Annotated in this window: 21 protein-coding genes, 1 tRNA gene and 1 riboswitch; of the genes, 8 read left to right on the top strand and 14 right to left on the bottom strand. The window is 72.7% G+C overall.

Annotated elements, in window-relative coordinates; all coding sequences use genetic code 11:
• Positions 1-99: 99 nt before the first annotated feature.
• Positions 100-579 (bottom strand): NUDIX domain-containing protein, encoded by a 480-nt coding sequence (locus DEJ16_RS04360; RefSeq protein WP_110824159.1) that lies wholly within the window; start codon positions 577-579, stop codon positions 100-102.
• An 84-nt stretch (positions 580-663) separates the two neighbouring features.
• Here DEJ16_RS04360 and nagB point away from each other — a divergent pair, with 84 nt between their 5' ends.
• The gene (gene nagB / locus DEJ16_RS04355) at positions 664-1,449 is read left to right on the top strand and encodes a glucosamine-6-phosphate deaminase (protein WP_110824158.1); all 786 of its coding nucleotides are present in this window, start codon (positions 664-666) and stop codon (positions 1,447-1,449) included.
• Positions 1,450-1,460: 11 nt separating this feature from the next.
• Here nagB and DEJ16_RS04350 read toward each other — a convergent pair whose 3' ends face one another.
• Positions 1,461-2,630, bottom strand: a complete 1,170-nt coding sequence (locus DEJ16_RS04350; RefSeq protein WP_110824157.1) for a MalY/PatB family protein — start codon at positions 2,628-2,630, stop codon at positions 1,461-1,463.
• A 146-nt stretch (positions 2,631-2,776) separates the two neighbouring features.
• On the opposite strand from DEJ16_RS04350, the gene DEJ16_RS04345 reads away from it, so the two are divergent.
• Complete coding sequence (locus tag DEJ16_RS04345) at positions 2,777-5,248, top strand: GH92 family glycosyl hydrolase (RefSeq protein WP_220032656.1); 2,472 nt, start codon at positions 2,777-2,779, stop codon at positions 5,246-5,248.
• The gene (locus tag DEJ16_RS04340) at positions 5,245-6,114 is read left to right on the top strand and encodes an alpha/beta hydrolase (RefSeq protein ID WP_181419455.1); all 870 of its coding nucleotides are present in this window, start codon (positions 5,245-5,247) and stop codon (positions 6,112-6,114) included. The genes DEJ16_RS04345 and DEJ16_RS04340 overlap by 4 nt, the downstream gene beginning before the upstream one ends.
• Positions 6,115-6,138: 24 nt before the next feature.
• On the opposite strand, the gene DEJ16_RS04335 is transcribed toward DEJ16_RS04340, so the two are convergent.
• The 7 genes from DEJ16_RS04335 to clpS form a co-directional block, all read right to left on the bottom strand.
• Positions 6,139-7,113 carry a GNAT family N-acetyltransferase gene (locus DEJ16_RS04335; protein WP_110824155.1) on the bottom strand — a complete coding sequence of 325 codons (975 nt, stop codon included), beginning with the start codon at positions 7,111-7,113 and terminating at the stop codon, positions 6,139-6,141.
• Between the two features lie 53 nt (positions 7,114-7,166).
• Positions 7,167-7,829 (bottom strand): peroxiredoxin-like family protein, encoded by a 663-nt coding sequence (locus DEJ16_RS04330; RefSeq protein ID WP_110824154.1) that lies wholly within the window; start codon positions 7,827-7,829, stop codon positions 7,167-7,169.
• A gap of 123 nt (positions 7,830-7,952) precedes the next feature.
• Positions 7,953-9,116 carry an N-acetylglucosamine-6-phosphate deacetylase gene (gene nagA, locus DEJ16_RS04325; RefSeq protein WP_181419454.1) on the bottom strand — a complete coding sequence of 388 codons (1,164 nt, stop codon included), beginning with the start codon at positions 9,114-9,116 and terminating at the stop codon, positions 7,953-7,955.
• Positions 9,113-9,520, bottom strand: a complete 408-nt coding sequence (locus DEJ16_RS04320; RefSeq protein ID WP_110824153.1) for a YrdB family protein — start codon at positions 9,518-9,520, stop codon at positions 9,113-9,115. Before DEJ16_RS04320 ends, nagA begins: the two co-directional genes overlap by 4 nt.
• An 8-nt stretch (positions 9,521-9,528) precedes the next feature.
• Positions 9,529-10,398, bottom strand: a complete 870-nt coding sequence (gene purU / locus DEJ16_RS04315) for a formyltetrahydrofolate deformylase (protein WP_110824152.1) — start codon at positions 10,396-10,398, stop codon at positions 9,529-9,531.
• Between the two features lie 85 nt (positions 10,399-10,483).
• Positions 10,484-10,960 carry a DUF2017 domain-containing protein gene (locus tag DEJ16_RS04310; RefSeq protein ID WP_110824151.1) on the bottom strand — a complete coding sequence of 159 codons (477 nt, stop codon included), beginning with the start codon at positions 10,958-10,960 and terminating at the stop codon, positions 10,484-10,486.
• On the bottom strand, positions 10,957-11,244 hold the full coding sequence (clpS, locus tag DEJ16_RS04305; protein WP_110824150.1) for an ATP-dependent Clp protease adapter ClpS: 288 nt from the start codon (positions 11,242-11,244) through the stop codon (positions 10,957-10,959). The genes DEJ16_RS04310 and clpS overlap by 4 nt, the downstream gene beginning before the upstream one ends.
• Positions 11,245-11,282: 38 nt before the next feature.
• A riboswitch (ZMP/ZTP riboswitch) is annotated at positions 11,283-11,368 on the top strand.
• Positions 11,369-11,422: 54 nt separating this feature from the next.
• Here clpS and glyA point away from each other — a divergent pair.
• Positions 11,423-12,727 carry a serine hydroxymethyltransferase gene (gene glyA / locus DEJ16_RS04300; protein WP_309146392.1) on the top strand — a complete coding sequence of 435 codons (1,305 nt, stop codon included), beginning with the start codon at positions 11,423-11,425 and terminating at the stop codon, positions 12,725-12,727.
• Positions 12,724-13,647 (top strand): tetrahydrofolate dehydrogenase/cyclohydrolase catalytic domain-containing protein, encoded by a 924-nt coding sequence (locus DEJ16_RS04295; protein WP_110824149.1) that lies wholly within the window; start codon positions 12,724-12,726, stop codon positions 13,645-13,647. The genes glyA and DEJ16_RS04295 overlap by 4 nt, the downstream gene beginning before the upstream one ends.
• Before the next feature lie 301 nt (positions 13,648-13,948).
• Here DEJ16_RS04295 and galK read toward each other — a convergent pair whose 3' ends face one another.
• Positions 13,949-15,088 carry a galactokinase gene (galK, locus tag DEJ16_RS04290; RefSeq protein WP_110824148.1) on the bottom strand — a complete coding sequence of 380 codons (1,140 nt, stop codon included), beginning with the start codon at positions 15,086-15,088 and terminating at the stop codon, positions 13,949-13,951.
• Positions 15,085-16,182 carry a galactose-1-phosphate uridylyltransferase gene (gene galT / locus DEJ16_RS04285; RefSeq protein WP_181419453.1) on the bottom strand — a complete coding sequence of 366 codons (1,098 nt, stop codon included), beginning with the start codon at positions 16,180-16,182 and terminating at the stop codon, positions 15,085-15,087. The genes galK and galT overlap by 4 nt, the downstream gene beginning before the upstream one ends.
• 63 nt (positions 16,183-16,245) lie before the next feature.
• On the opposite strand from galT, the gene DEJ16_RS04280 reads away from it, so the two are divergent.
• Positions 16,246-17,091 carry a DeoR/GlpR family DNA-binding transcription regulator gene (locus DEJ16_RS04280; RefSeq protein ID WP_110824146.1) on the top strand — a complete coding sequence of 282 codons (846 nt, stop codon included), beginning with the start codon at positions 16,246-16,248 and terminating at the stop codon, positions 17,089-17,091.
• On the top strand, positions 17,088-18,023 hold the full coding sequence (locus tag DEJ16_RS04275; protein ID WP_110824145.1) for an aldose 1-epimerase family protein: 936 nt from the start codon (positions 17,088-17,090) through the stop codon (positions 18,021-18,023). Before DEJ16_RS04280 ends, DEJ16_RS04275 begins: the two co-directional genes overlap by 4 nt.
• Before the next feature lie 49 nt (positions 18,024-18,072).
• Here DEJ16_RS04275 and DEJ16_RS04270 read toward each other — a convergent pair whose 3' ends face one another.
• The 3 genes from DEJ16_RS04270 to DEJ16_RS04260 form a co-directional block, all read right to left on the bottom strand.
• Positions 18,073-18,393: a hypothetical protein gene (locus DEJ16_RS04270; RefSeq protein WP_110824144.1), complete on the bottom strand. Its 321-nt coding sequence runs from the start codon at positions 18,391-18,393 to the stop codon at positions 18,073-18,075.
• Between the two features lie 159 nt (positions 18,394-18,552).
• Positions 18,553-19,191: a TetR/AcrR family transcriptional regulator gene (locus DEJ16_RS04265; protein ID WP_110824143.1), complete on the bottom strand. Its 639-nt coding sequence runs from the start codon at positions 19,189-19,191 to the stop codon at positions 18,553-18,555.
• 388 nt (positions 19,192-19,579) lie between these two features.
• Positions 19,580-19,652: transfer RNA gene (locus tag DEJ16_RS04260), tRNA-Lys, on the bottom strand.
• 43 nt (positions 19,653-19,695) lie between these two features.
• Here DEJ16_RS04260 and DEJ16_RS04255 point away from each other — a divergent pair.
• Positions 19,696-20,325, top strand: coding sequence for a DNA-directed RNA polymerase subunit beta (locus DEJ16_RS04255; protein WP_110824142.1), 630 nt, complete (start codon positions 19,696-19,698; stop codon positions 20,323-20,325).
• Positions 20,326-20,417 lie beyond the last annotated feature (92 nt).

Below are 20,417 nucleotides of genomic sequence, written 5' to 3'. Positions count from 1 at the left end.
GGCGGCGTCAGCCGCGGTCTCCGGCACGCGCGTCACGCACCACTGCGGATCCCCACGACGGTACCTGCGCCGGGGGCCTTCCGCCACCGGCGCCGACCGTCAGCGCTCGAAGCGGGCAGCGACCTCGTCGGCGAGGGCCGCGTCGACCCGTCGGCGCATGTCCTCCGACATGTCCGGGAGGCTCGTGACCGGTGCCCAGAACGCCTCCGTGTTCTCACCGTCGGCCGGGTACGGGTCGCCGGAGACCCAGCGGCAGGCGAAGACGAGGTCCATGTACTGGGCGCGGTCGCCGTTCGGGTAGGTCATCGGCTCGAGCGTCTGGACCCACGCCAGGCGTTCGGCGACGGCGACGACGTCGGCCTCCTCGAGGACCTCGCGCTCCGCGGCGACGGCGGGTTCCTCGCCCGGGTCGACGATGCCGGTGACCGGGGTGAGGGCGCCGTTGTCGGCACGGCGGACGACGAGCACCTCGCGGTCGTCGCCCTCGCCGCGGGTGACGACCGCGGTGACGCCGGTGAGCCAGAGCAGGTCGTTCCCGACCTTCTCGCGCAGGGACAGGACGAAGTCGGGAGTGGGCATGCCGTCACGCTACCGGCCCCGGGCCCACCTCCCGCCGCCGCGCTCACCCTGTCCGTGACTGGTCATGACCAGTAGGCTGACGACGTGGAGATCATCATCCTGCCCAGCCCGGCGGAGGTCGGTCGCGTCGCCGCGGCCAAGATCGCGTCGGTCGTCACCACGAAGCCCGCGGCGGTCGTCGGGCTCGCCACCGGGTCGAGCCCGCAGGGCATCTACGCCGACCTGCGCCGCCGGGTCGAGGCCGGCGAGCTGTCGTTCGCGCAGGCGCGCGGGTTCGCCCTCGACGAGTACGTCGGCATCCCGCTCGAGCACCCCGAGTCGTACGCCAGCGTCATCGCCCGCGACGTCGTCGAGCCCCTCGGCTTCGACCCCACCCGGGTGCGCGTGCCGGACGGCCGCGCGGGGGACCTCGCCTTCGCCGCGAAGGAGTACGACGCCGCGATCCGCGCTGCCGGCGGGGTCGACGTGCAGATCCTCGGCATCGGGGCGAACGGGCACATCGGGTTCAACGAGCCGACGTCCTCGTTCGTGTCCCGCACCCGCATCAAGACGCTCGCGCCGTCCACGCGCGAGGCCAACGCACGGTTCTTCGACTCGCTCGACCAGGTGCCGACGCACTGCATGACGCAGGGACTCGGCACGATCCTCGAGGCCCGCGAGCTCGTCCTCGTCGCGCAGGGCGCGGCGAAGGCGGACGCGGTCGCCGCCGCCGTCGAGGGGCCGCTGTCGTCCTTCGTGCCGGGCTCCGCGCTGCAGCTGCACGAGCACGCCACGGTCGTCGTGGACGAGGAAGCGGCCGCGGGCCTGCAGCTCGCCGACTACTACCGGTACACGTACGCGAACAAGCCGGAGTGGCAGCGGTTCGAGTAGCCCCGCGGAGGTCAGCGGGCGGCGGCCAGGCGCGCGAGCCCCTCGCGCAGGGTCTCCTCCGAGCAGCCGAAGTTGAGCCGGACGTGCCCGATGCCCTGCCGCCCGAAGTCCCGCCCGTTCGACAGCGCCACCTGCGCCCGGTCCACCAGGAGCGGCGCGGGGTCGTCGCCCCACGGCAGGGCCCGCAGGTCGAGCCAGGCCAGGTAGGAGGCCTGCGGCTGCCGGTACCCCGCGCCGGGCAGCGCGGCGCCGAGCTCCTCCGCGAGGACCCGGCGGTTCGCCGCCAGCTCGGCGAGCAGGGACGCCAGCCACGGGCCGCCCTCCGTGAACGCGGCGACGCTCGCGGTGTACCCGAGGATCCCGGTGCGCTCGACGACCTCGCCCGGCAGTCCGTCGAACCACCCGCGGGCACGGTCCGACGCGCCGACCATGAGGGCGCACTTCGTGCCGGCGAGGTTGAACGCCTTGCTCGCGCTCGTCAAGGCGACCCCGAGGGCCGCGGCCTCCGGGCACGAGTCGAGGAACGGCGTGAAGACGGCGTCTGCGTGCACGAGCGGGGCGTGGATCTCGTCGGACACCACCACGGCGTCCCACTCGGCGGCGAGCCGGGCGAGTGCCGCCAGGGACTCCCGGTCGTGCACGAGCCCGAGCGGGTTGTGCGGGTTGCACAGCAGCACGGTCCGGGCGCCGTCCGCGAAGGCCTGCCGCACGCCGTCCAGGTCCATCCGCCAGCCGGCCGTCGTGTCGAACGGGTCGGCCGGGCCCTCGGGGGCGAGGAGCGGCACCTCGGTGACGGACCCGCCGGCTTCGCCGACGTACTCCCAGAAGGGCGCGTACACGGGCGGCATGATGACGACCTGGTCCCCGGGCTCGATCACCCGGCGGAGGACCTCGACCGCCGCGACCGAGACGTCGGTGGTGGTCCGGACGAGGTCGGGGTCCACCGACCAGCCCCACCGGTCGGCGGCGAAGTCGGAGAAGGCCTCGGGCAGCACCCGGTGATGCCCGACGTACCCGGTGTCGCCGTCGGTGACCGCCCGGACCAGGGCGTCCCGCACGGGTTCGGCGAGGGCGCAGTCCATCTCGGCGACGAACATCGGCAGCACCTCGGGGCCGAACGCGGTGTACTTCTCGCTCGTGCGGGTCCGGCGGGCATCGAACACGGAGACCATGACGCTCATGTCGTCATCCTCGCAGCACCTGGGTCCGGCGACCAGGGTGACCGGTCCCGGGCTCGGACGGCTCGAGGCGACCACCACGTGAACAGCCGCCGACCTCCCGGTGACGGTGGTGCCGTCCCCCGTCCGAGGGGGCTAGCGTCACGACCGTGACCCGTTCCCGCGCGCACCGTCGCCCGCTCCTCCGTCCGGTCCCGCTCGCCGCGGTTGCCACGATCGCCGCACTGCTCGGCACCGGGGCGGTGGTCGCCCCGGCCGCAGCCAGCCCGGGGACCGCAGCGTCCGGGGCGGGCGTGACCACGGCCTCCCGGCACGGAGCCGACCCGGCGGCGTCTGTCGACCCGTTCATCGGGACCAACCACGACGGCAACACCTGGCCCGGAGCCACCGCACCGTTCGGCATGCTCCAGTGGAGCCCGACGGGCACGAAGGGCGACCAGACCTCCACCCCGGTCGCGAACGGCTACTCGTACGACGTCAACCGGCTGCGCGGGTTCAGCCTCACGCACCTCAACGGCGCCGGCTGCGCTCCGGGTGCCGCGGGCGACGTGCCGATCATGCCGGTCACGACGCCCGTCACGACCTCGCCCTCCGCGGACTCGACCGACGCCGTCTACGCCGCCGGGTACTCGCACGACCAGGAGCACGCCAGCCCCGGCCGCTACGGGGTCACGCTCGACAACGGCGTCAGCACCGACCTCGCCGTGACCACCCGCGCCGGCATCGGCGAGTTCACGTTCCCGGCCGGGCAGGACGCCAACCTGCTCTTCCGCACGTCGAACTCGATCAACGGCAGCGAGGCCGCCGACACCCGTGTCGACGCCCGCACCCGCACAGTCAGCGGCAGCGTCCTGACCGGCGGCTTCTGCAGCCGCCGCGCGAACGGCGGCGGCGCGACGAACCCCGACCGGCGCAGCTACTACCGCCTGTTCTTCACGGCCACCTTCGACAAGCCGTTCACGAGCACCGGCACCTGGAAGGACGGTGCCGTCCAGCCGGGAGGCACGCGCGCCTCCGGCGGGGAGGGGTACCTCACCGGCGCCGACCGGGCCGGACGCGGCTCCGGCGCGTGGGTCGGGTTCGACGCGCGCCGGGGTGCCACCGTGCACGCGAAGATCGGCATCTCGTACGTCAGCGCCGCCGGCGCCGTCGCGAACCGTGACGCCGAGGTGCGGAAGCACGCCACCGTCGCCAGCGTGGCGGCCGACACCCGTGCCTCCTGGAACCGCGAACTCTCGCGCATCCGGGTCGGCGGCGGCACCGCGGACCGCACCACGCAGCTGTACACGGCCGTGTACCACGCACTCATGCAGCCGAACACGCTGAACGACCGCGACGGACGGTACCTCGGGCCGGACATGCGGGTGCACCAGATCGACCGCGGACACCGCGCCGTCTACGGCACGTACTCCGGATGGGACCAGTACCGGGCGCAGATCCAGCTGCTCGCGCTGTTGCGGCCGGACGTCGCCGGGGACATGGCGCAGTCGATGCTGCGGTTCGCCGAGCAGAACGGCGGCGTGTGGGACCGGTGGCTGCACCTCGGCGCACCGACCCACGTGATGACCGGCGACCCCTCGGCCGCGACCCTCGCCACCTGGTACGCCATGGGCGTCCGCAACTTCGACGTCCGTGCGGCCTACGCCTCGCTCCGCAAGCAGGCGACCGTCGAGAACGCCGACGCCGAGAGCGACATCGGGTGCCCGGGCCAGTGCCTGGCGCAGCGGCCCGCGCTCGACGAGTACCTGCAGCGGCACTACGCCGCGAACGACGACTGCTCGTGCTGGGGCGGCGCGGCCGAGACGCTCGAGGACTCCATCTCCGACAGCGCCCTCGGGTACTGGGCGTCGTCGCTCGGGCTGCGCTCCGACGCCCGGATGTTCGCCGCCCGGGGCAAGTACTGGGAGAACACGTTCAACGGGGCCGTCGGGTACCAGGCCGCGCGCCAGGCCGACGGGTCGTGGACGCCCGGGTGGTCGCCGTCGACCGGCACCGGTTTCGCGCAGGGGACGAGCGCGCAGTACACGTGGCTCGTGCCGCAGGACGTCAGCGGGCTGTCGTCCGCCCTCGGTGGGGACGCCGCCGCGGTCGCCCGGCTCGACGCGTTCTTCCACGACGCCTCGGGCAACTGGGCCGTGACCGGTGGCGACGCGACGCGGTTCGACCCGACCAACGAGCCCGACATCCACACGCCGTGGATGTACAACGCGCTCGGGCAGCCCTGGAAGACGCAGGAGACCGTGCGCCGCGTCGTCGACGACGCCTACCGCACCGGGCCGAGCGGCCTGCCGGGCAACGACGACCTCGGCACGATGAGCGCCTGGTACGTCTTCGCCTCCATCGGTCTGTTCCCGCAGACGCCCGGCCGGGCCGAGATGCTCATCGGGAGCCCGACGTTCAGCACCGTCGACATCCGGCGGTCGAGCGGGCAGCGGATCGTGATCCGGTCCTCGGGGACGGAGCAGTACGTGCAGGGCGCGCGGCTCGACGGGAAGACCCTCACGAAGTCGTGGGTGCCGGCATCGTTCGTCAACCGGGGCGGCACGCTGTCGCTCCGTGTCGGTGACTCCGCCGACACGACGTGGGCGACCGCGGAGCGCGACCGGCCGCGCGACCGGTGAGGCGGCGCCAGCTGACGCACGCCGGGGGGCCTGCGGCCAGCGGCACCACCGGGCAGTCCGACCACGCCGTCCCGATCCGGTGGTACGAGGCGTCCCCCGCCCGGACCGCGGACACCCCGACGCTCCTCTGGCTCCACGGCGGCGGGTTCTTCCGGGGCGGGCTCGACCAGCCCGAGGCGCACGCGGTCGCGCAGGAACTGGCCCGGCTCGGCGTCCCGGTGGCCACGGTGGACCACCGCCTGGCGCCGGTCCCCGGCCTGGCATGGGTCCGGCAGCGGGCGGGGCGTCCCCGGGTGCGGTTCCCGCTGCCCCTCGACGACGTGCTGCAGGCGTACCGGACGGTCGCCGCCCGGTCCCCGGACGGCGTGGTCCTCGGCGGCGCGAGTGCCGGAGCGTGCCTGGCGGCCGCCACGACGCTCCGCGCACTCGACGACGGGTCCTCCCCGCCGGCCGGAGCGGTGTTCGCCTACGGGTTCTTCCACCCGGTCCACCCCCGACACCACGACGCGCGGCGGCGCTCGCGTCGGCACCGGCGGATCACCCACGCGCCGTGGGCGTTGGACGTGATGAACCGCAACTACGTCGGTCGGGGCGGTGGGCTGTCGGACCGCTTCGCCTTCCCCGGCGGCCACGACGTCGGGGGGTTCCCGCGGGCGCTGTTCATCAACGCCGAGCACGACAACATGGCGGCCTCGGGAGACCTCTTCGCGGCGGAGCTCGGTGCCGCCGGTGTCGACGTGGCACACCACGTCCTGCCGGGTACCCGCCATGCCTTCCTGAACCGTCCGGCGCTGACGGAGTTCTCGACGGCCACGGCGATGATCGCGTCGTGGATCCGCGGGACGGCGGGGCCGGCCGACCGCTGAGGGCGGCCGGACCAGCTCCTGGGCTCAGCGCTCGGGCATGCCGCTCGCACCGGACGGCGTGACCCAGACGAGCGAGGACACGACCTGCCGACCCATGGACCGGGCGTTCGCCAGGGACGCACGGTTGCCGGGGTGGATGTGGCCCCAGAGGACGTCCGTCGGGCTGGCCGGGAGCGCGCGAGCCAGGTGCTGCCCGGTCGCCGTGCCGAGACCTCGACCCCGGTGACCGGCGTCGAGCACGATCTCCTGCACGCTGAACCCGGTCAGCCCGTACGAGTCGTCCCGCTCGGCGGCGACCACGCCAGCCACCGTGCCCGCCACGACGACCTCGAACAGGAGGCCCTGCTCGTCCGCTTCGGCAAGGGACTCCGCGTCGGCCGGTGTCGCCCAGTCGGCGGAGGTCGGCTGGTCGGCGATGCGTTCCCGGTAGACCGAGGCGACCAGTCCGGCGGCGTCCTCGGGGCTCGTCCGGACGAGCGTCACGTCCTCGTACCGACGGGTCGGCGGCTGCGCGGTGATCTCGTCGACCCCGCCGGCGACGACCAGCAGGTCTGCGCGCAGCGTGGCACCACGCGGGGTGGCAGCAGCGGCGCCGGGCGTCGAGACGTCGCCCGGCAGGTGGACCCGCAGGCACCGGGGTGCGAACGCGGCGTAGTGGTCCATGAGGACGGCGATGTCGTCGAGGCCCGCTCCGTCCGGCGTCGCCGTCGTCGCGATGACGTCGACGAAGGGTTTCTCGACGTCGCGCCCGCGGAACCGGATGCCGGCGACGGCCCACCCGCCACCCGGCAGGTCGATCCGCCGGTTGGCCCAAGCGAGGGGATCAGCCACGGGCAGCCCGACGGCGTCCCGCACCATCGCGCCCCACGCGGCGTCCCCGACGAGGTCGAGGGCCGGTCCGACCCACCCCGCGAGCGCGTCGCGCCAGGCAGGGTCCCGCTCCTTCGTCGTGTCCGGTGTCCAGGTGCCGAGGGCGTCCACGACGTCGGAGTGGTCCATAGCCACACTCTACGAGCGGCCCGAAGTCCGAGCGCCCGCTACCCGGCGAGCCGCTACCCGGCGACGCGGTCGACGGCGTCGAGGACCTCCGCCACCTCGGTGCGCGTCGTGTAGTCGACGTGCACGTCGGCGAACCGGACGACCCGGTCGCCGTCGACGACGAACACCGACGGGAACGGGATCTGCGCCGTGTGGTCGACGTTGCTGTCGGCGACGTCGAAGCCGAGCTGCGTGTGCGCCTCCCGCGCGGGCCCGTCCGGCTCGGTGACGATGCCGAGCTGCGCGGCCAGGGCATTTGCCGGGTCCGACAGGACGGGGAACGCCAGCTCGCCGTTCGCGATCGCCTGCTCCGAGCCCTCGGGCGTCTGCGGTGAGATCGCGATGAGCCGGACCCCGCGGGCGGTGAGTTCCGGCAGCAGGTCCTGCTGGTACGTGCGGAGCGTCAGGTTGCAGTACGGGCACCAGGCGCCGCGGTAGAACACCACGACGGCGGGGGAGCCGTCGAGCTCGGCGGCCAGTGACGTGTCGGTGCCGGTCGCCGTCAGCAGCGCGGCGTCGGGGACGGTGTCGCCCACGCCGGCGGCGGTGCTCGGCACACCCGCTGCACGGAGAGCCGCCTGCTCCCGGTCGAACACCGCGCTCAGGTCGGGGCCGATCTGGGCGATGAAGCCCTCGTTGAACGTGTCGACCTGTTCGGCGATGGACTGCTCGGGCATCGGTGCTCCTCCGGGTGGCGGCGGTGGGTCCGCCGGTGCAGGGAGCCTATGCAGCCGGGTCGAGGCCGGCGCCGCATGCCGTCACGGAGTGTCACAGACGTCCGCGGACCGGAGCGCCGATCGTCAGCGCAGTTCGCGCCCGCCGCCCCACACCCGCCGCACCTCGAGCGTCGGCGACAGCGCGACGAGGTCCGCCGCGTACCCCGGCGCGAGTCGGCCGAGCCGGTCCCCGAGCCCGATCGCCGCGGCCGGGGTGCTCGTGAGCGCCGCCACGGCCTCGGGCAGCGTCCGCCCGGCGAGGGTCACGGCGTTCCGGAGTGCGACGTCCTGCGTCAGGGTCGACCCTGCGATGGTGTCCGTCCCGGCGACGCGCGCGACCCCGTCCGTCACGGTGACGTCGAGGGACCCGAGGCGGTAGTCGCCGTCAGCCGCTCCCGCCGCACCCATCGCGTCGGTGATGAGCGCGACCCGACCCGGGGCGGCGCGGAACAGCGTCGCGGCGACGAGGGGGTGCACGTGGACCGCGTCCAGGATCAGCTCGAGCGTGACCCGGTCGTCCGACACCGCCGCCCCGATCGGCCCCGGCGCACGGTGGTGTAGCCCAGGCATCGCGTTGAAGGCGTGCGTCAGGACGGTGGCGCCGGCGTCGAAGGCGGCACGCGCCTGGTCGAGCGTCCCCACGGTGTGTCCGACCGCGACCGTGACGCCCGCGGCGACGAACCGGCGGACGGCGTCGACCGCTCCCGGCAGCTCGGGCGCGATGGTGATCTGCCGGAGGACGCCCTCGCCGGCCTCGAGCAGGGTGTCGACGTCCGCCGGGGTCGGCGCGATGAGGTGGTCCTCGTTGTGGGCGCCCTTGTTGTGCGGGGAGAGGAACGGCCCCTCCAGGTGGACGCCGAGCACGAGCGGGTCCGTCGCCATCACGGTACGCACCTGCGCCAGCGACGCGACCAACGCGCGCACGGGGTTCGCGACGAGCGACAGGACCGACCGGGTGGTGCCGTGCGAGCGGTGCACCGCGAGGGCACGGGTGAAGGACTCGTCCTCGTACGCCTCGGTCGCGCCGCCGTGCCCGTGCAGGTCCGTGAAGCCGGGCGTCAGGACCGCGTCGTCGAGGTCGACGACCTCCTCCGCCGCGGGTGCGGCTCCGGACCCGGCCTGGAGGATCGTGTCGCCGCCGACGAGCACCCATCCGTCCTCGACGGACCCGGCCACGTCGACCAGGCGGGCGGCGCGCAACAGCGTGGTCCGGGCCTCCACGCGGTCCCCGCGGCCTGCGTCGGTCATGCGGTCTCCCGCCGGAACGCGACCACGCCGCTGACCGCAGCGACGACGACGAACACGAGCCCGACGACGGGGTGGCCGAGCGAGATCCAGGTGGCACCGGCGGCGACGACGAGGGCGGTCTCGACGACGGTCTTCCCGACCACGTCGGTCTCGATCGGGGAGCGCGGTGACCGGAAGAGGTACCAGACGACGGCCGCGAAGAGCGGGGCGCCGACGATGAAGAACACCGCCGGGAACGGGTACGGCCACGACAGGTAGCCCCAGTACGCCAGGGACAGCAGGCCGAAGGCACACACCAGGGACCGGAGGACGGTCCAGACGTCCACCGGGGGATGCGGCGTGGGGGCCGGCGCGGGCACGGGGTCGTCGCCAGGGTCGACCGGACTGCGGGGAGCGTCGCGCATCGGCGGACCTACTTGAAGATGATCGTGCGGGCGCCGTCGAGGAGCACGCGGTCCTCGGCGATCCAGCGCACGGCCTGGGTCAGGGTGCGGGACTCCTCGTCCTGACCGATGGACACCAGCTCGGCGGGCTCCTTGGTGTGGTCGACCCGCACGACGTTCTGCTCGATGATCGGGCCCTCGTCGAGGTCGCTCGTGACGAAGTGCGCCGTCGCGCCGATGAGCTTCACCCCGCGGGCGTGCGCCTGCCGGTACGGGTTCGCGCCCTTGAAGCCGGGCAGGAACGAGTGGTGGATGTTCACCGCACGACCGGCGAGCGCCGCGCAGAGTTCGGGGGAGAGGATCTGCATGTACCGGGCGAGGACGACGAGCTCGATGTCGTGCTCCTCGACCGCCTCGAGGATCCGGCGCTCCATCGCGGCCTTCGACCCGGCGTCGGACACCGGTCGGTGCTCGAACGGCACCGAGTAGAACGACGCCAGCTCGGCGAGGTCGGTGTGGTTCGACAGCACGAGCGGCACGTCGATCGGCAGCTGCCCGCCGCGCTGCCGGTACAGCAGGTCGTTGAGGCAGTGGCCGGCCTTCGACACGAGGACGAGCGTCCGCATCGGCCGGCCGACGATGTCGAGCTGCACGCGCATGCCGTAGCGCTGGACGACGGGAGCGAGGGCCTCCTGGAACGTCTGGCGGTCCACCGGTGCCATCACCTGCAGGCGCATGAAGAAGGTGTCCGTGTCCGCGCTGGAGAACTGCTGGGACTCGGTGATGTTGCCCTCGGCCGCGACGACCGCTCCGGAGACGGCGTGCACGATGCCGGGCTGGTCGTCGCAGACCAGCGTCAGGGTCCAGTGCGTGGGGGTCTCGGGCGTCGGGGTCGTCACCGGATCAGGGTACCGGGGGCGTGCGCGCGTCAGCGCGCGACCGGACGGGAGGCACGTGGCGGCGGTGGAACGGGCCTCCTGGCCGTCAGCGGGAGGAGATCGTGACGACCAGGTGCTCCTGCACGTACCCGAGCCAGTCGTAGACGTCCCGCAGGCCGATGCTGCCGTCGTCCCCGTCCAGGCCGTTGTCCGCGGTGTCCCGGTCCACGATGCCCAGGCGGTCCGCGATGGTGAGCCGCAGGTCGGTCAGCGACCGGAGCCAGGCCTGCTCGTCGGCGCGGGTGAGCGCTCCGTCCCGGGTGCCCGTCAGCCACTCGTGCACGACGGCCGCGTTGGCGGACTTGGCGGTGCGCAGGTCGTCCTGCGTGTACCGGCGGAACTCGGCGCTGGCCTCGTCGTCCCCCGGGTAGGCGTCCGGGAACATCCGCGTCGCCACCGGGTCCGTCGCCAGGTCGTGGTCGAGGACCTGGCGCAACTGCTCCACGAGGGACGTCAACACGGCGCGCTCGCCGGAGGCCAGTCCGAGGTGCACGCCGTCGGCGCGACGGACGAAGGGGATCACGCGGCGGGGGCCCGGTCGACGGTCGCCTGCAGGCCGTACCCGTGCATGGCCTCCACGTGTCGCTCCATCTCCTCGCGGTGCCCCGTCGCGACGACCGCCCGACCGTCGGAGTCGACCTGGTGCATGAGGCGCTCGGCCTTCGCCCGCGGGAACCCGAAGTACGACTCGAAGACGTAGGTGACGTACGACATCAGGTTCACCGGGTCGTCCCACACCACGGTCGTCCACGGGACGTCGGCCCGCACCGACGTGCGCTCGTCGAGGTCCGGACTCAGCATGGTCATGGGGACAAGGGTGACACGAACCTGCGGCCTCGGTACGATCGAACGGTCGCGACTGGCGTTGGATGGGTCACCATCGGGGAGCGACACCTGACACGGAGCGCAGCCGTACGCCTGGGCCGCGCCCACCCGTCCACCCCGTCGTACGCGTGTGCGCGGCGGCCAGACAACGAGGAGTCCCGTGTCCATCACCGATCTCACCCCCGCCGCCGCGTCCGCCGACGCAGCCCGGACCACCTTCAACGCCCCGCTCGCCGAGGTCGACCCGGAGATCGCGGCCGTCCTCCAGCAGGAACTCGGCCGTCAGCGCGACACCCTCGAGATGATCGCGTCCGAGAACTTCGTGCCCCGCGCCGTCCTCGAGTCGCAGGGCTCGGTGCTCACGAACAAGTACGCCGAGGGCTACCCGGGCAAGCGCTACTACGGCGGCTGCGAGTTCGTCGACATCGCCGAGCAGCTCGCCATCGACCGCGCGAAGGCCCTCTTCGGTGCCGCGTACGCGAACGTGCAGCCGCATTCCGGCGCCAGCGCGAACGCCGCGGTCCTGCACGCCATCGCCTCCGCCGGCGACACCATCCTGGGCCTCGAGCTCGCCCACGGCGGCCACCTGACCCACGGCATGAAGCTCAACTTCTCCGGCCGCATCTACAACGCCGTGTCCTACGGCGTCGACCCGGAGACGTTCGAGGTCGACTACGACGACATCCGCGCGAAGGCGATCGAGCACCAGCCGAAGGTCCTCATCGCCGGGTGGTCGGCGTACCCCCGTCAGCTCGACTTCGCGAAGTTCCGCGAGATCGCCGACGAGGTCGGTGCGACGCTCTGGGTGGACATGGCGCACTTCGCCGGGCTCGTCGCCGCGGGCCTGCACCCGTCGCCCCTCCCGCACGCCCACGTCGTCTCCTCGACCGTGCACAAGACGCTCGCGGGTCCCCGCTCGGGCATCATCCTGTCCAACGAGGAGTCGCTCTTCAAGAAGCTCAACTCGGCCGTGTTCCCGGGGCAGCAGGGCGGCCCGCTCATGCACGTGATCGCCGCCAAGGCCACCGCGTTCCTGCTCGCCGCGACGCCCGAGTTCAAGGACCGCCAGGAGCGCACGCTCCGCGGTGCGAAGGCACTGGCCGAGCGGCTGACGCAGGACGACGCCAAGGCCGCGGGCATCGACGTCCTCACCGGCGGCACCGACGTGCACCTGGTGCTCGTCGACCTGCGCGAGTCCGAGGTCGACGGCAAGCAGGCAGAAGACCTGCTGCACGAGGTCGGCATCACCGTGAACCGCAACTCGGTGCCGTTCGACCCGCGTCCGCCGATGGTCACCTCGGGTGTCCGCATCGGCACCTCGGCGCTCGCGACCCGCGGGTTCGGCGACGCCGAGTTCACCGAGGTGGCGGACATCATCGCGCTGACCCTCATGCCGAACCCGGACATCGAAGCGCTCTCGGCCCGGGTGGAGGCCCTGACCGACGCGTTCCCGCTCTACGCGTGAGCGCCGCGCTCCCTCGTGAGCGTTGGGCGGGGGAGGGCAGTGCCGTCCGCATCGACGGCACCGTCCTCGCCGCGCGTACGCTCGACGACCTGAAGGTCCGCATCGACCGCCTGCACGACCACGGCTTCCGTCCCGGTCTCGGCACGATCATGGTCGGCGAGAACCCCGGGTCGGTCTCCTACGTCGCCGGCAAGCACAAGGACTCGGCGCAGATCGGGCTCGACTCGGTCCGCATCGACCTGCCCTCGTCCGCGAGTGCGGCCGACATCCGGGCTGCGATCCTGCAGATGAACGACGACCCGCGGGTCACCGCGTTCATCGTGCAGCTCCCGCTGCCGCAGGGCATCGACCCGATCCCGATGCTCGAGCTCATGGACCCGGCGAAGGACGCCGACGGCCTGCACCCGACGAACCTCGGTGAGCTCGTGCTCGCCGTCCCCGGTGGCGCCGGCACGATCGACGCCCCGCTGCCGTGCACCCCGCGCGGCATCGTCGCGATGCTCGAGGCGTACGGCGTCCCGATCCGGGGCGAGCACGTCACGATCATCGGGCAGGGGCTGACGGTCGGTCGTCCGCTCGGGCTGCTGCTCACCCGGCTCGAGGCGACCGCCACCCTCACGCACTCGCTCACCGAGGACGTCGCCGCCGAGTGCCGCCGCGCCGACATCATCGTCGCCGCGGCCGGGGTCGCCGGGCTCGTGCAGCCGGACTGGGTCAAGCCCGGTGCTGCGGTCATCGACGTCGGCATCAGTCGCATCGTCGACCCGGCGACCGGGAAGGCGAAGCTCCGCGGCGACGTCGATCCCGCGGTCGCGTCGGTCGCCGGTTTCCTGTCGCCGACGCCGGGCGGGGTCGGACCGATGACCCGCGCGATGCTCATGAAGAACGTCGTCGAGGCCGCGGAGCGCCACCTGAAGTAGGTGCGCGGACGCGGTAGGCCCGCCGTCGTCAGTCGGCGCAGATCGGCCCTGCACAACGAGAACCGGCTCGCGCCACGGACGTCCGTGGCGCGAGCCGGTTCTCGTTGTGTGGATACAGGTGACGCCGCGGTCCGCAGGAGCGTGGCGGCCGGGAGGCCCGGTGCCGGCCCGACGGGCGCGGCCGGCCGGCATGGCCCTTCGCGGTCAGCGACAGTCCGCGCGGCCGCCGGGCCGCGCACTGTCGCTCAGCGCGAAGCGCGCCCGGCCAGCTCCGCGCGCCGGGCGCCGCGCGGCCGCGCCGCTACGCGTCGCGCCGGGCGCCCTGCGCCGCGTGCACCGTGAACACGGTCGGCTCGCGGTACCCGGCGTCGGCGAAGGCGGCGGTGACGGCCGCGGCGATGCGCTCACGGGCCTCCCGGTCGACGAGCGCGATGGCCGAACCGCCGAAGCCACCACCGGTCATCCGGGCGCCGACGGCACCGTTCGCCATCGCGGTGTCGACGGCCAGGTCGAGCTCCGGCACCGAGATCTCGAAGTCGTCGCGCATCGACTCGTGTGACGCGACCAGCAGGGACCCGATCGCGCGGGGCCCGTCCGCGCGGAGCGTCTCCACGGTGTCGAGGACGCGCTGGTCCTCGGTGACGATGTGGCGGACACGGCGGAAGGTCTCGTCGTCCAGGAGCTCCTGCGCGCGCGGGAGGTCCTCGACGGACACGTCACGGAGCGCGGGGACGCCGAGCACCTCGGCGCCGCGCTCGCACGAGTCCCGACGGGCCTTGTAGCCACCGGTCGCATGGGCGTGCTCGACGCGGGTGTCGATGACGAGCACCTCGAGGCCGTTCGCCTCGAGCGCCAGGTCGACGACCTCGGTGTCGAGCGTGCGGCAGTCGAGGAACACGACCGCGTCCTGTTCGCCGAGGAGCGACGCGGACTGGTCCATGATCCCGGTCGGGGCACCGACGGCGTGGTTCTCGGAGTACTGCCCGACCTTCGCGAGGACCTTGCGGTCGAGGCCGAGCTCCCACAGGTCGGTGAACGCCAGCGCGACGCCGCACTCGATCGCGGCGCTCGACGACAGGCCGGCGCCCACGGGCACGTCCGAGTCGATGAACACGTCGAAGCCGGTCCTGTCGGACAGGTCGGCCCCGGCCTGCTCGCGGAGCGCCCAGGCGATGCCGAACACGTAGGCCGACCAGCCGTCCATGTTCTCGGGCGACAGCTCGTCGAGGGAGAGCTCGTGCACCGCGTCCGGCTCGAACGCCGATGCGACCCGGATCAGCCGGTCCTCGCGCTGGGCGATCGACGCCACCGTGCGCCGGTCGATCGCGAAGGGCAGCACGTACCCGTCGTTGTAGTCGGTGTGCTCGCCGATGAGGTTGACGCGACCGGGAGCGGAGTACCGCACCGCCGGCTCGTACCCGTAGACCTGCTGGAACGTCATGCGCGTTCGATCCCTCCTCGGATGAACTCGGCCGCCTTCTCGGGCACGAGGTCCCCGATCCAGGCGCCCATGGCGGCCTCGCTGCCAGCCAGGAACTTGAGCTTGTCCGCCGCGCGACGCGGGGACGTGATCTGCAGCATGAGCCGCACGGTGTCGCGCGCGGTGTGCACCGGCGCCTGGTGCCACGCGGCGATGTACGGCGTGGGGGTGTCGTACAGCGCGTCGAGCCCGCGGGTGAGCCGCAGGTGCATGTGTGCGAGCTCGTCCTTCTCGGCCTCGGTCAGGCCGGCGAAGTCCGGCACGTGGCGGTGCGGCAGCATGTGGACCTCGATCGGCCAGCGTGCGGCGAACGGCACGAAGGCGGTGAAGTGCTCGCCCTGCAGCACCACGCGCTCTGACGCGCGCTCGTTCGCGAGGTGCTGCTCGAACAGGTCCGGCCCGAAGCGCTCGATCGACGCGAGCAGTCGTTGCGTGCGCGGCGTGACGTACGGGTACGCGTAGATCTGCCCGTGCGGGTGGTGGAGCGTGACGCCGATCGCCTCGCCCCGGTTCTCGAACGGGAACACCTGCTGGATACCGGGCATGGCGGAGAGGGCCGCGGTGCGGTCGGCCCAGGCCTCGACGACCGTCCGGGCCCGCGACTCGGAGATCGACGCGAACGAGCCGCTCGTCTCCGGGGAGAAGCACACGACCTCGCAGCGGCCGACGCTCCGGAGCTGACGGTCGAGACCGACATCGGACAGGGACTCGAGGGACTCCGGAGCGTCGTCCGCCTCGAGCATCGGACCGAACGACGGGGACCGGTTCTCGAACACCGCGACGTCGTACCGGCTCGGGATCTCGGAGGGGTTCGCAGCGGTCTGCGGTGCGAGCGGGTCCTGGTCGGCCGGCGGCAGGAACACCCGGTTCTGCCGACTCGCCGCGATGGAGACCCACTCACCGGTCAGGACGTCCTGCCGCATCCGCGCGGTCTCGGGCCGCGGGTCGAGGACGCGGTGGTCGATGCTCCGCTCGGCGGGGAGCGTCGAGTCCGCGTCGTCGAAGTAGAAGAGGTCGCGGCCGTCCGCGAGCGTCGTCGCACGTTTCGTGATCACCGCATCACTGTACTCCGGTACGAAGACTTGCGAAAGCAAGTGGAAGCAGACGAAACTCGTCCCGTGACGACCGACGAGCCTCCCGTGCTGCCCGCACTGCTGCGCCAGGAGCGCATCGTCGCGATCCTCGACGGCGCCCGCGGCATGGTCCGGACCGCTGACCTGGCCGCCGCGGTGGGGACGAGCGAGGTGACGGTCCGGCAGGACCTCGCCACCCTCGACCGGGAGGCCCGGATCCGCCGGGTGCACGGCGGTGCGGTCCGCCTCGGGGCCGGCTCACGCGAGCGTCCGCTCGAGGTGACGGCCGTCGAGAACAGCACCGCGAAGGCCGCGATCGGCCGGGCCGCAGCTGACCTCGTGCGCTCCGGGCAGTGCATCGTCCTCGACGTCGGGACGACCCCGGCGGCCGTCGCCGAGGCGCTCGTCGCACGCGAGGACCTCGTCGACCTGACCGTCGTGACGAACTCGCTCACCACCGCCCTTGCGCTCGAACGGGCGGTGCCGCGCTTCACCGTCGTCGTCACCGGTGGCACGCTCCGGCCCATGCAGCACTCGCTCGTCGCGCCCTTCAACGCCACCGTGCTGCCGATGCTGTCCGCCGACCTGGTGTTCCTCAGCGGGACCGGGCTGGACGTCGAGCACGGGCTGACGAACGTGAACCTGCCCGAGACCGAGGCGAAGCGGGTCCTCGCGGCGGCGGGCAGGCGTACCGTCGTGGTCGCGGACGGGTCGAAGTTCGGCCGGGCCGACATCGGCGTGGTCAGCACGCTGGAGGACGTCGACGTTGTCGTCACCGCGGGAGCCAGCGCGGACGCGGTCGACCGGATCCGGGCGGCCGGGGTCCACGTGGTGGTCGCGGACGGACCAGCGGGCGCGACCCGCACATCGGAGAGGAAGCAGCACCCATGAGCACAGCGGCACCCACCGGCGGTCAGTACCACCTGCGGCACGCGGGACCCGACGGCGTCGTCGAGGCCGTCGTCACCGAGGTCGCCGCCGGCATCCGCGAGTTGCGGGTCGCCGGGTTCGACCTCACCGAGCCCTTCCCCGCGAGCGAGGCCCCGGCCGGGGCGAACGGCATCGTCCTCGTGCCGTGGCCGAACCGCGTGGCCGGTGGCGTGTGGCAGCTGGACGGGGCGGCGCAGCAGCTCGACATCTCGGAGCCGAAGTACGGCAACGCTTCGCACGGGTTGCTCCGCTTCGCGCCGTACCGCGTCGTCGAGCAGACCGAGTCGTCGATCGAGCAGCAGGCGACGATCCACCCGCAGCACGGCTGGCCGTTCACCCTCGAGACGCGTGTGCACCACGAGCTCGTGGAGGACGGCATCCGCATCACCCACACGATCACGAACCGCTCCGGTCGCCCGGCGCCGTTCGCGGTCGGGTCGCACCCGTACCTCCGGGCCGGCGACACCCCGGCGGAGGACCTGGTGATCCGCCTCGACGCCGCGACCGCCTTCACGGTCGACGAGCGGAAGATCCCGAACGGCACCCGCCCGGTCGAGGGGACGGACGTCGACCTGCGCCAGGGGCTCCGTGCCGGTGACGCGGACCTGGACACGGCGTACACGGACGTGCAGCCGGACGCGGACGGCATCCGTCGGACGTCGCTGCACGGGCCCGAGGGCGACGGCGTCGAGCTGTGGCAGGACGCGTCGTTCCCCTACGTGCAGGTCTTCACGTCCCGCGAGTTCCCCCGCGGTGACGGGAAGGGGCTCGCCGTGGCGGTCGAGCCCATGACCGCACCCGCGGACGCGCTCAACTCGGGGGAGGGGTTGCGGTGGCTCAAGGCCGACGAGACGTGGACCGGCTCGTGGGGGATCCGACGCGTCTGGTCCTGACCGGGGTGACGCGATCGGCCTGGCCGGCCGGTCGCTTGCGGCGGTCGGGTCAGGCTCGACGCATCCGCAGGGCCTCGACCGCGAGTGACTCGCTCGGGTAGCGGCCGATCTCCTGCGCCCATGCCGGGTCGTCACCGCGCAGCGCGAGGAAGTCCTTGCGCTGTCGGCAGACGTACCCGAGGACGGCGGTGCCGGTCGCGACCTCGGCGAAGTCGGCACGGATGTGCCGGATGCTGACCTTCGCGTTGCGTCGGAGGGTGTCCAACAGGAGCTCGTCGCTCATGCTCGTCCCGGTGGCGGCGGCGAGCTCCACGAGGCGGCGCGCGTCACCGGTGGAGCTGGTCTGCGTGGCGTCGATGGGCTCGATCACGGTGTACCCCGTTCGGTGTGGTTCGTTCAGTGCTGACGTCCCGCGGTGAGCGGAACGAGAACGACCATATCCGGGTGAATCCAACAGACTGCTGAGCGGGGCACCGATGTGGACAGTGCGGCGACCAAGGATCACCTGGGGGCGAGCTGTACCCCGGGATCAGCTCGCCTGCGAGAGGTCCCACACGGGCGGGACGTAGGCGCGGGACCATCCCTCGCGGAGACGCGTCACGGCTCGGTCGAAGGACTCGAGCAGGTCCATCTCCGGACGGACCATCGACTGCAGCTGCAGGCCCTCGTACGTGGCGATCAGCTGCTCGGCACCGCGAGCCGGCTCCATCGTGTGCGGTTCGCGGCCGACGGTGATGTCCTGCACGAGGGACTCCTGCACGAAGCTCTGGAACCGGCGCCACCGGCTGTGCAGCATCGGCGCGAGCGGGTGGTTCGGTGCCGCGGCGATGTTCAGCATCGCGGTGAGGAACCGCATGAGCGACGGGTCTTCGATGTTCTTCATGACGATCGCGCGGAGGAACCGGACCGTGCCCAGCTCGGCGGCGATCGGCATCAGCCCCGTCGTGCGCTGATCGTTCCACCGGTCGATGCTCGCGAGGAGGAGGCCGTCCCAGCTCGGGAACGAGCCGGTCATCGTCTCGACGCTCATCGAGGCCTCTGCGGCGACGCGAGCGGGGGTGACCTCGTGCAGGGGCAGTTCGTGGAGTACGCGGATCATCGCATCGACGATCTGGGTGCGGGTGAAGACGTCGTCGTGCTGTGCGGAGTCCATGGTGGCGCTGGGCATGACAGCACCACACCACAGGCGCGCTGCGGCGTGGTACCCCCACAACGAGCATCATGTCCCGTTCGCGAGACGGGCGCGGACCCCAGAACGGGGCGGCACGGTCGGACGGGAGGCGACGAGGAGGTGGGCCCCGTGGGGCTCGAACCCACGACCCTCGGATGAAGAGGGCGGTGGGCGTCCCGACCAGAGGTGGGCCCCGTGGGGCTCGAACCCACGACCCTCGGATGAAGAGGGCGGTGGGCGTCCCGACCAGAGGTGGGCCCCGTGGGGCTCGAACCCACGACCCTCGGATGAAGAGGGCGGTGGGCGTCCCGACCAGAGGTGGGCCCCGTGGGGCTCGAACCCACGACCCTCGGATGAAGAGGGCGGTGGGCGTCCCGACCAGAGGTGGGCCCCGTGGGGCTCGAACCCACGACCCTCGGATTAAAAGTCCGGTGCTCTACCAACTGAGCTAGAGGCCCTCGCGACCAAGGGTATCGGGAGAGCAGCGCCTACACTGTCGCGGTGCCTCGTGAACACCACCGACCCGTCCAGTTCACCGACGCCGAGTTCGCCGCCATCCAGGGCGGTGAGGACCCGGCGCTGGTGAACCGCGTCGCGCACGACACGGCGAACGCGCTCCTCCACCGCGTGCGGGAGGACCCGGACCCCGCCGTCGTCGAGCGGCTGGTCACGTACACGGACGTGCACGGCATCGACGCGATCGCCGAACTGTGGGCCCGCGTCGGCGCACACACCCTGCCGGGTGCGCTCTGGCGCATCTACCTGGTGCGGACCGTCATCCGGCAGAACCCCGAGGAGATCGCCTACCTCTTCGAGCGCGGCACGCAGCTCATCGGCACGATCGACCAGGCCGTGGCGGGTGCCGAGGAACCGACCGGCCCGGCGGAGATCCTCACCCTGTCCGACCGGATCCTGCACGGGTTGTACACGGGCGACTTCGCGGTGGCGCTCGAGCGCGGGGCCGCGTTCGCGCGGCTGACCGCCGCGGGGGCGACCTCGGTCGCGGATGATTCGGACCGCACGGCCCAGGAGCGGGCATCGGCGCTGACGACGCGCGCGTACCGGCTCGCGGAGCTGGCCGAGGACCTGTCCGCCGCTGCGGCGCTGTGGCGTCGCGACAGCCTGGACTGACCACCCTCCGACAAGCCGCCTGGTCACTGCGTCGTCGGACTGCACGGTGACGGACACGAGCACCGTTCGGCGGTCGAGACGTCCGTCAGGAC

Source organism: Curtobacterium sp. MCJR17_055 (assembly GCF_003224335.1).
Classification (GTDB): Bacteria; Actinomycetota; Actinomycetes; order Actinomycetales; family Microbacteriaceae; genus Curtobacterium.
This window is presented reverse-complemented; position numbering and strand designations above follow the sequence as displayed.

Coding starts and splice junctions, on each gene's coding strand:
- DEJ16_RS04360 (WP_110824159.1), bottom strand. CDS start 579: ATGCCCACTCCCGACTTCGTCCTGTCCCTGCGCGAGAAGGTCGGGAAC.
- DEJ16_RS04350 (WP_110824157.1), bottom strand. CDS start 2,630: ATGAGCGTCATGGTCTCCGTGTTCGATGCCCGCCGGACCCGCACGAGC.
- DEJ16_RS04335 (WP_110824155.1), bottom strand. CDS start 7,113: ATGGACCACTCCGACGTCGTGGACGCCCTCGGCACCTGGACACCGGAC.
- DEJ16_RS04330 (WP_110824154.1), bottom strand. CDS start 7,829: ATGCCCGAGCAGTCCATCGCCGAACAGGTCGACACGTTCAACGAGGGC.
- nagA (WP_181419454.1), bottom strand. CDS start 9,116: ATGACCGACGCAGGCCGCGGGGACCGCGTGGAGGCCCGGACCACGCTG.
- DEJ16_RS04320 (WP_110824153.1), bottom strand. CDS start 9,520: ATGCGCGACGCTCCCCGCAGTCCGGTCGACCCTGGCGACGACCCCGTG.
- clpS (WP_110824150.1), bottom strand. CDS start 11,244: ATGACCATGCTGAGTCCGGACCTCGACGAGCGCACGTCGGTGCGGGCC.
- galK (WP_110824148.1), bottom strand. CDS start 15,088: ATGACGTTCCAGCAGGTCTACGGGTACGAGCCGGCGGTGCGGTACTCC.
- DEJ16_RS04275 (WP_110824145.1), top strand. CDS start 17,088: ATGAGCACAGCGGCACCCACCGGCGGTCAGTACCACCTGCGGCACGCG.
- DEJ16_RS04265 (WP_110824143.1), bottom strand. CDS start 19,191: ATGCCCAGCGCCACCATGGACTCCGCACAGCACGACGACGTCTTCACC.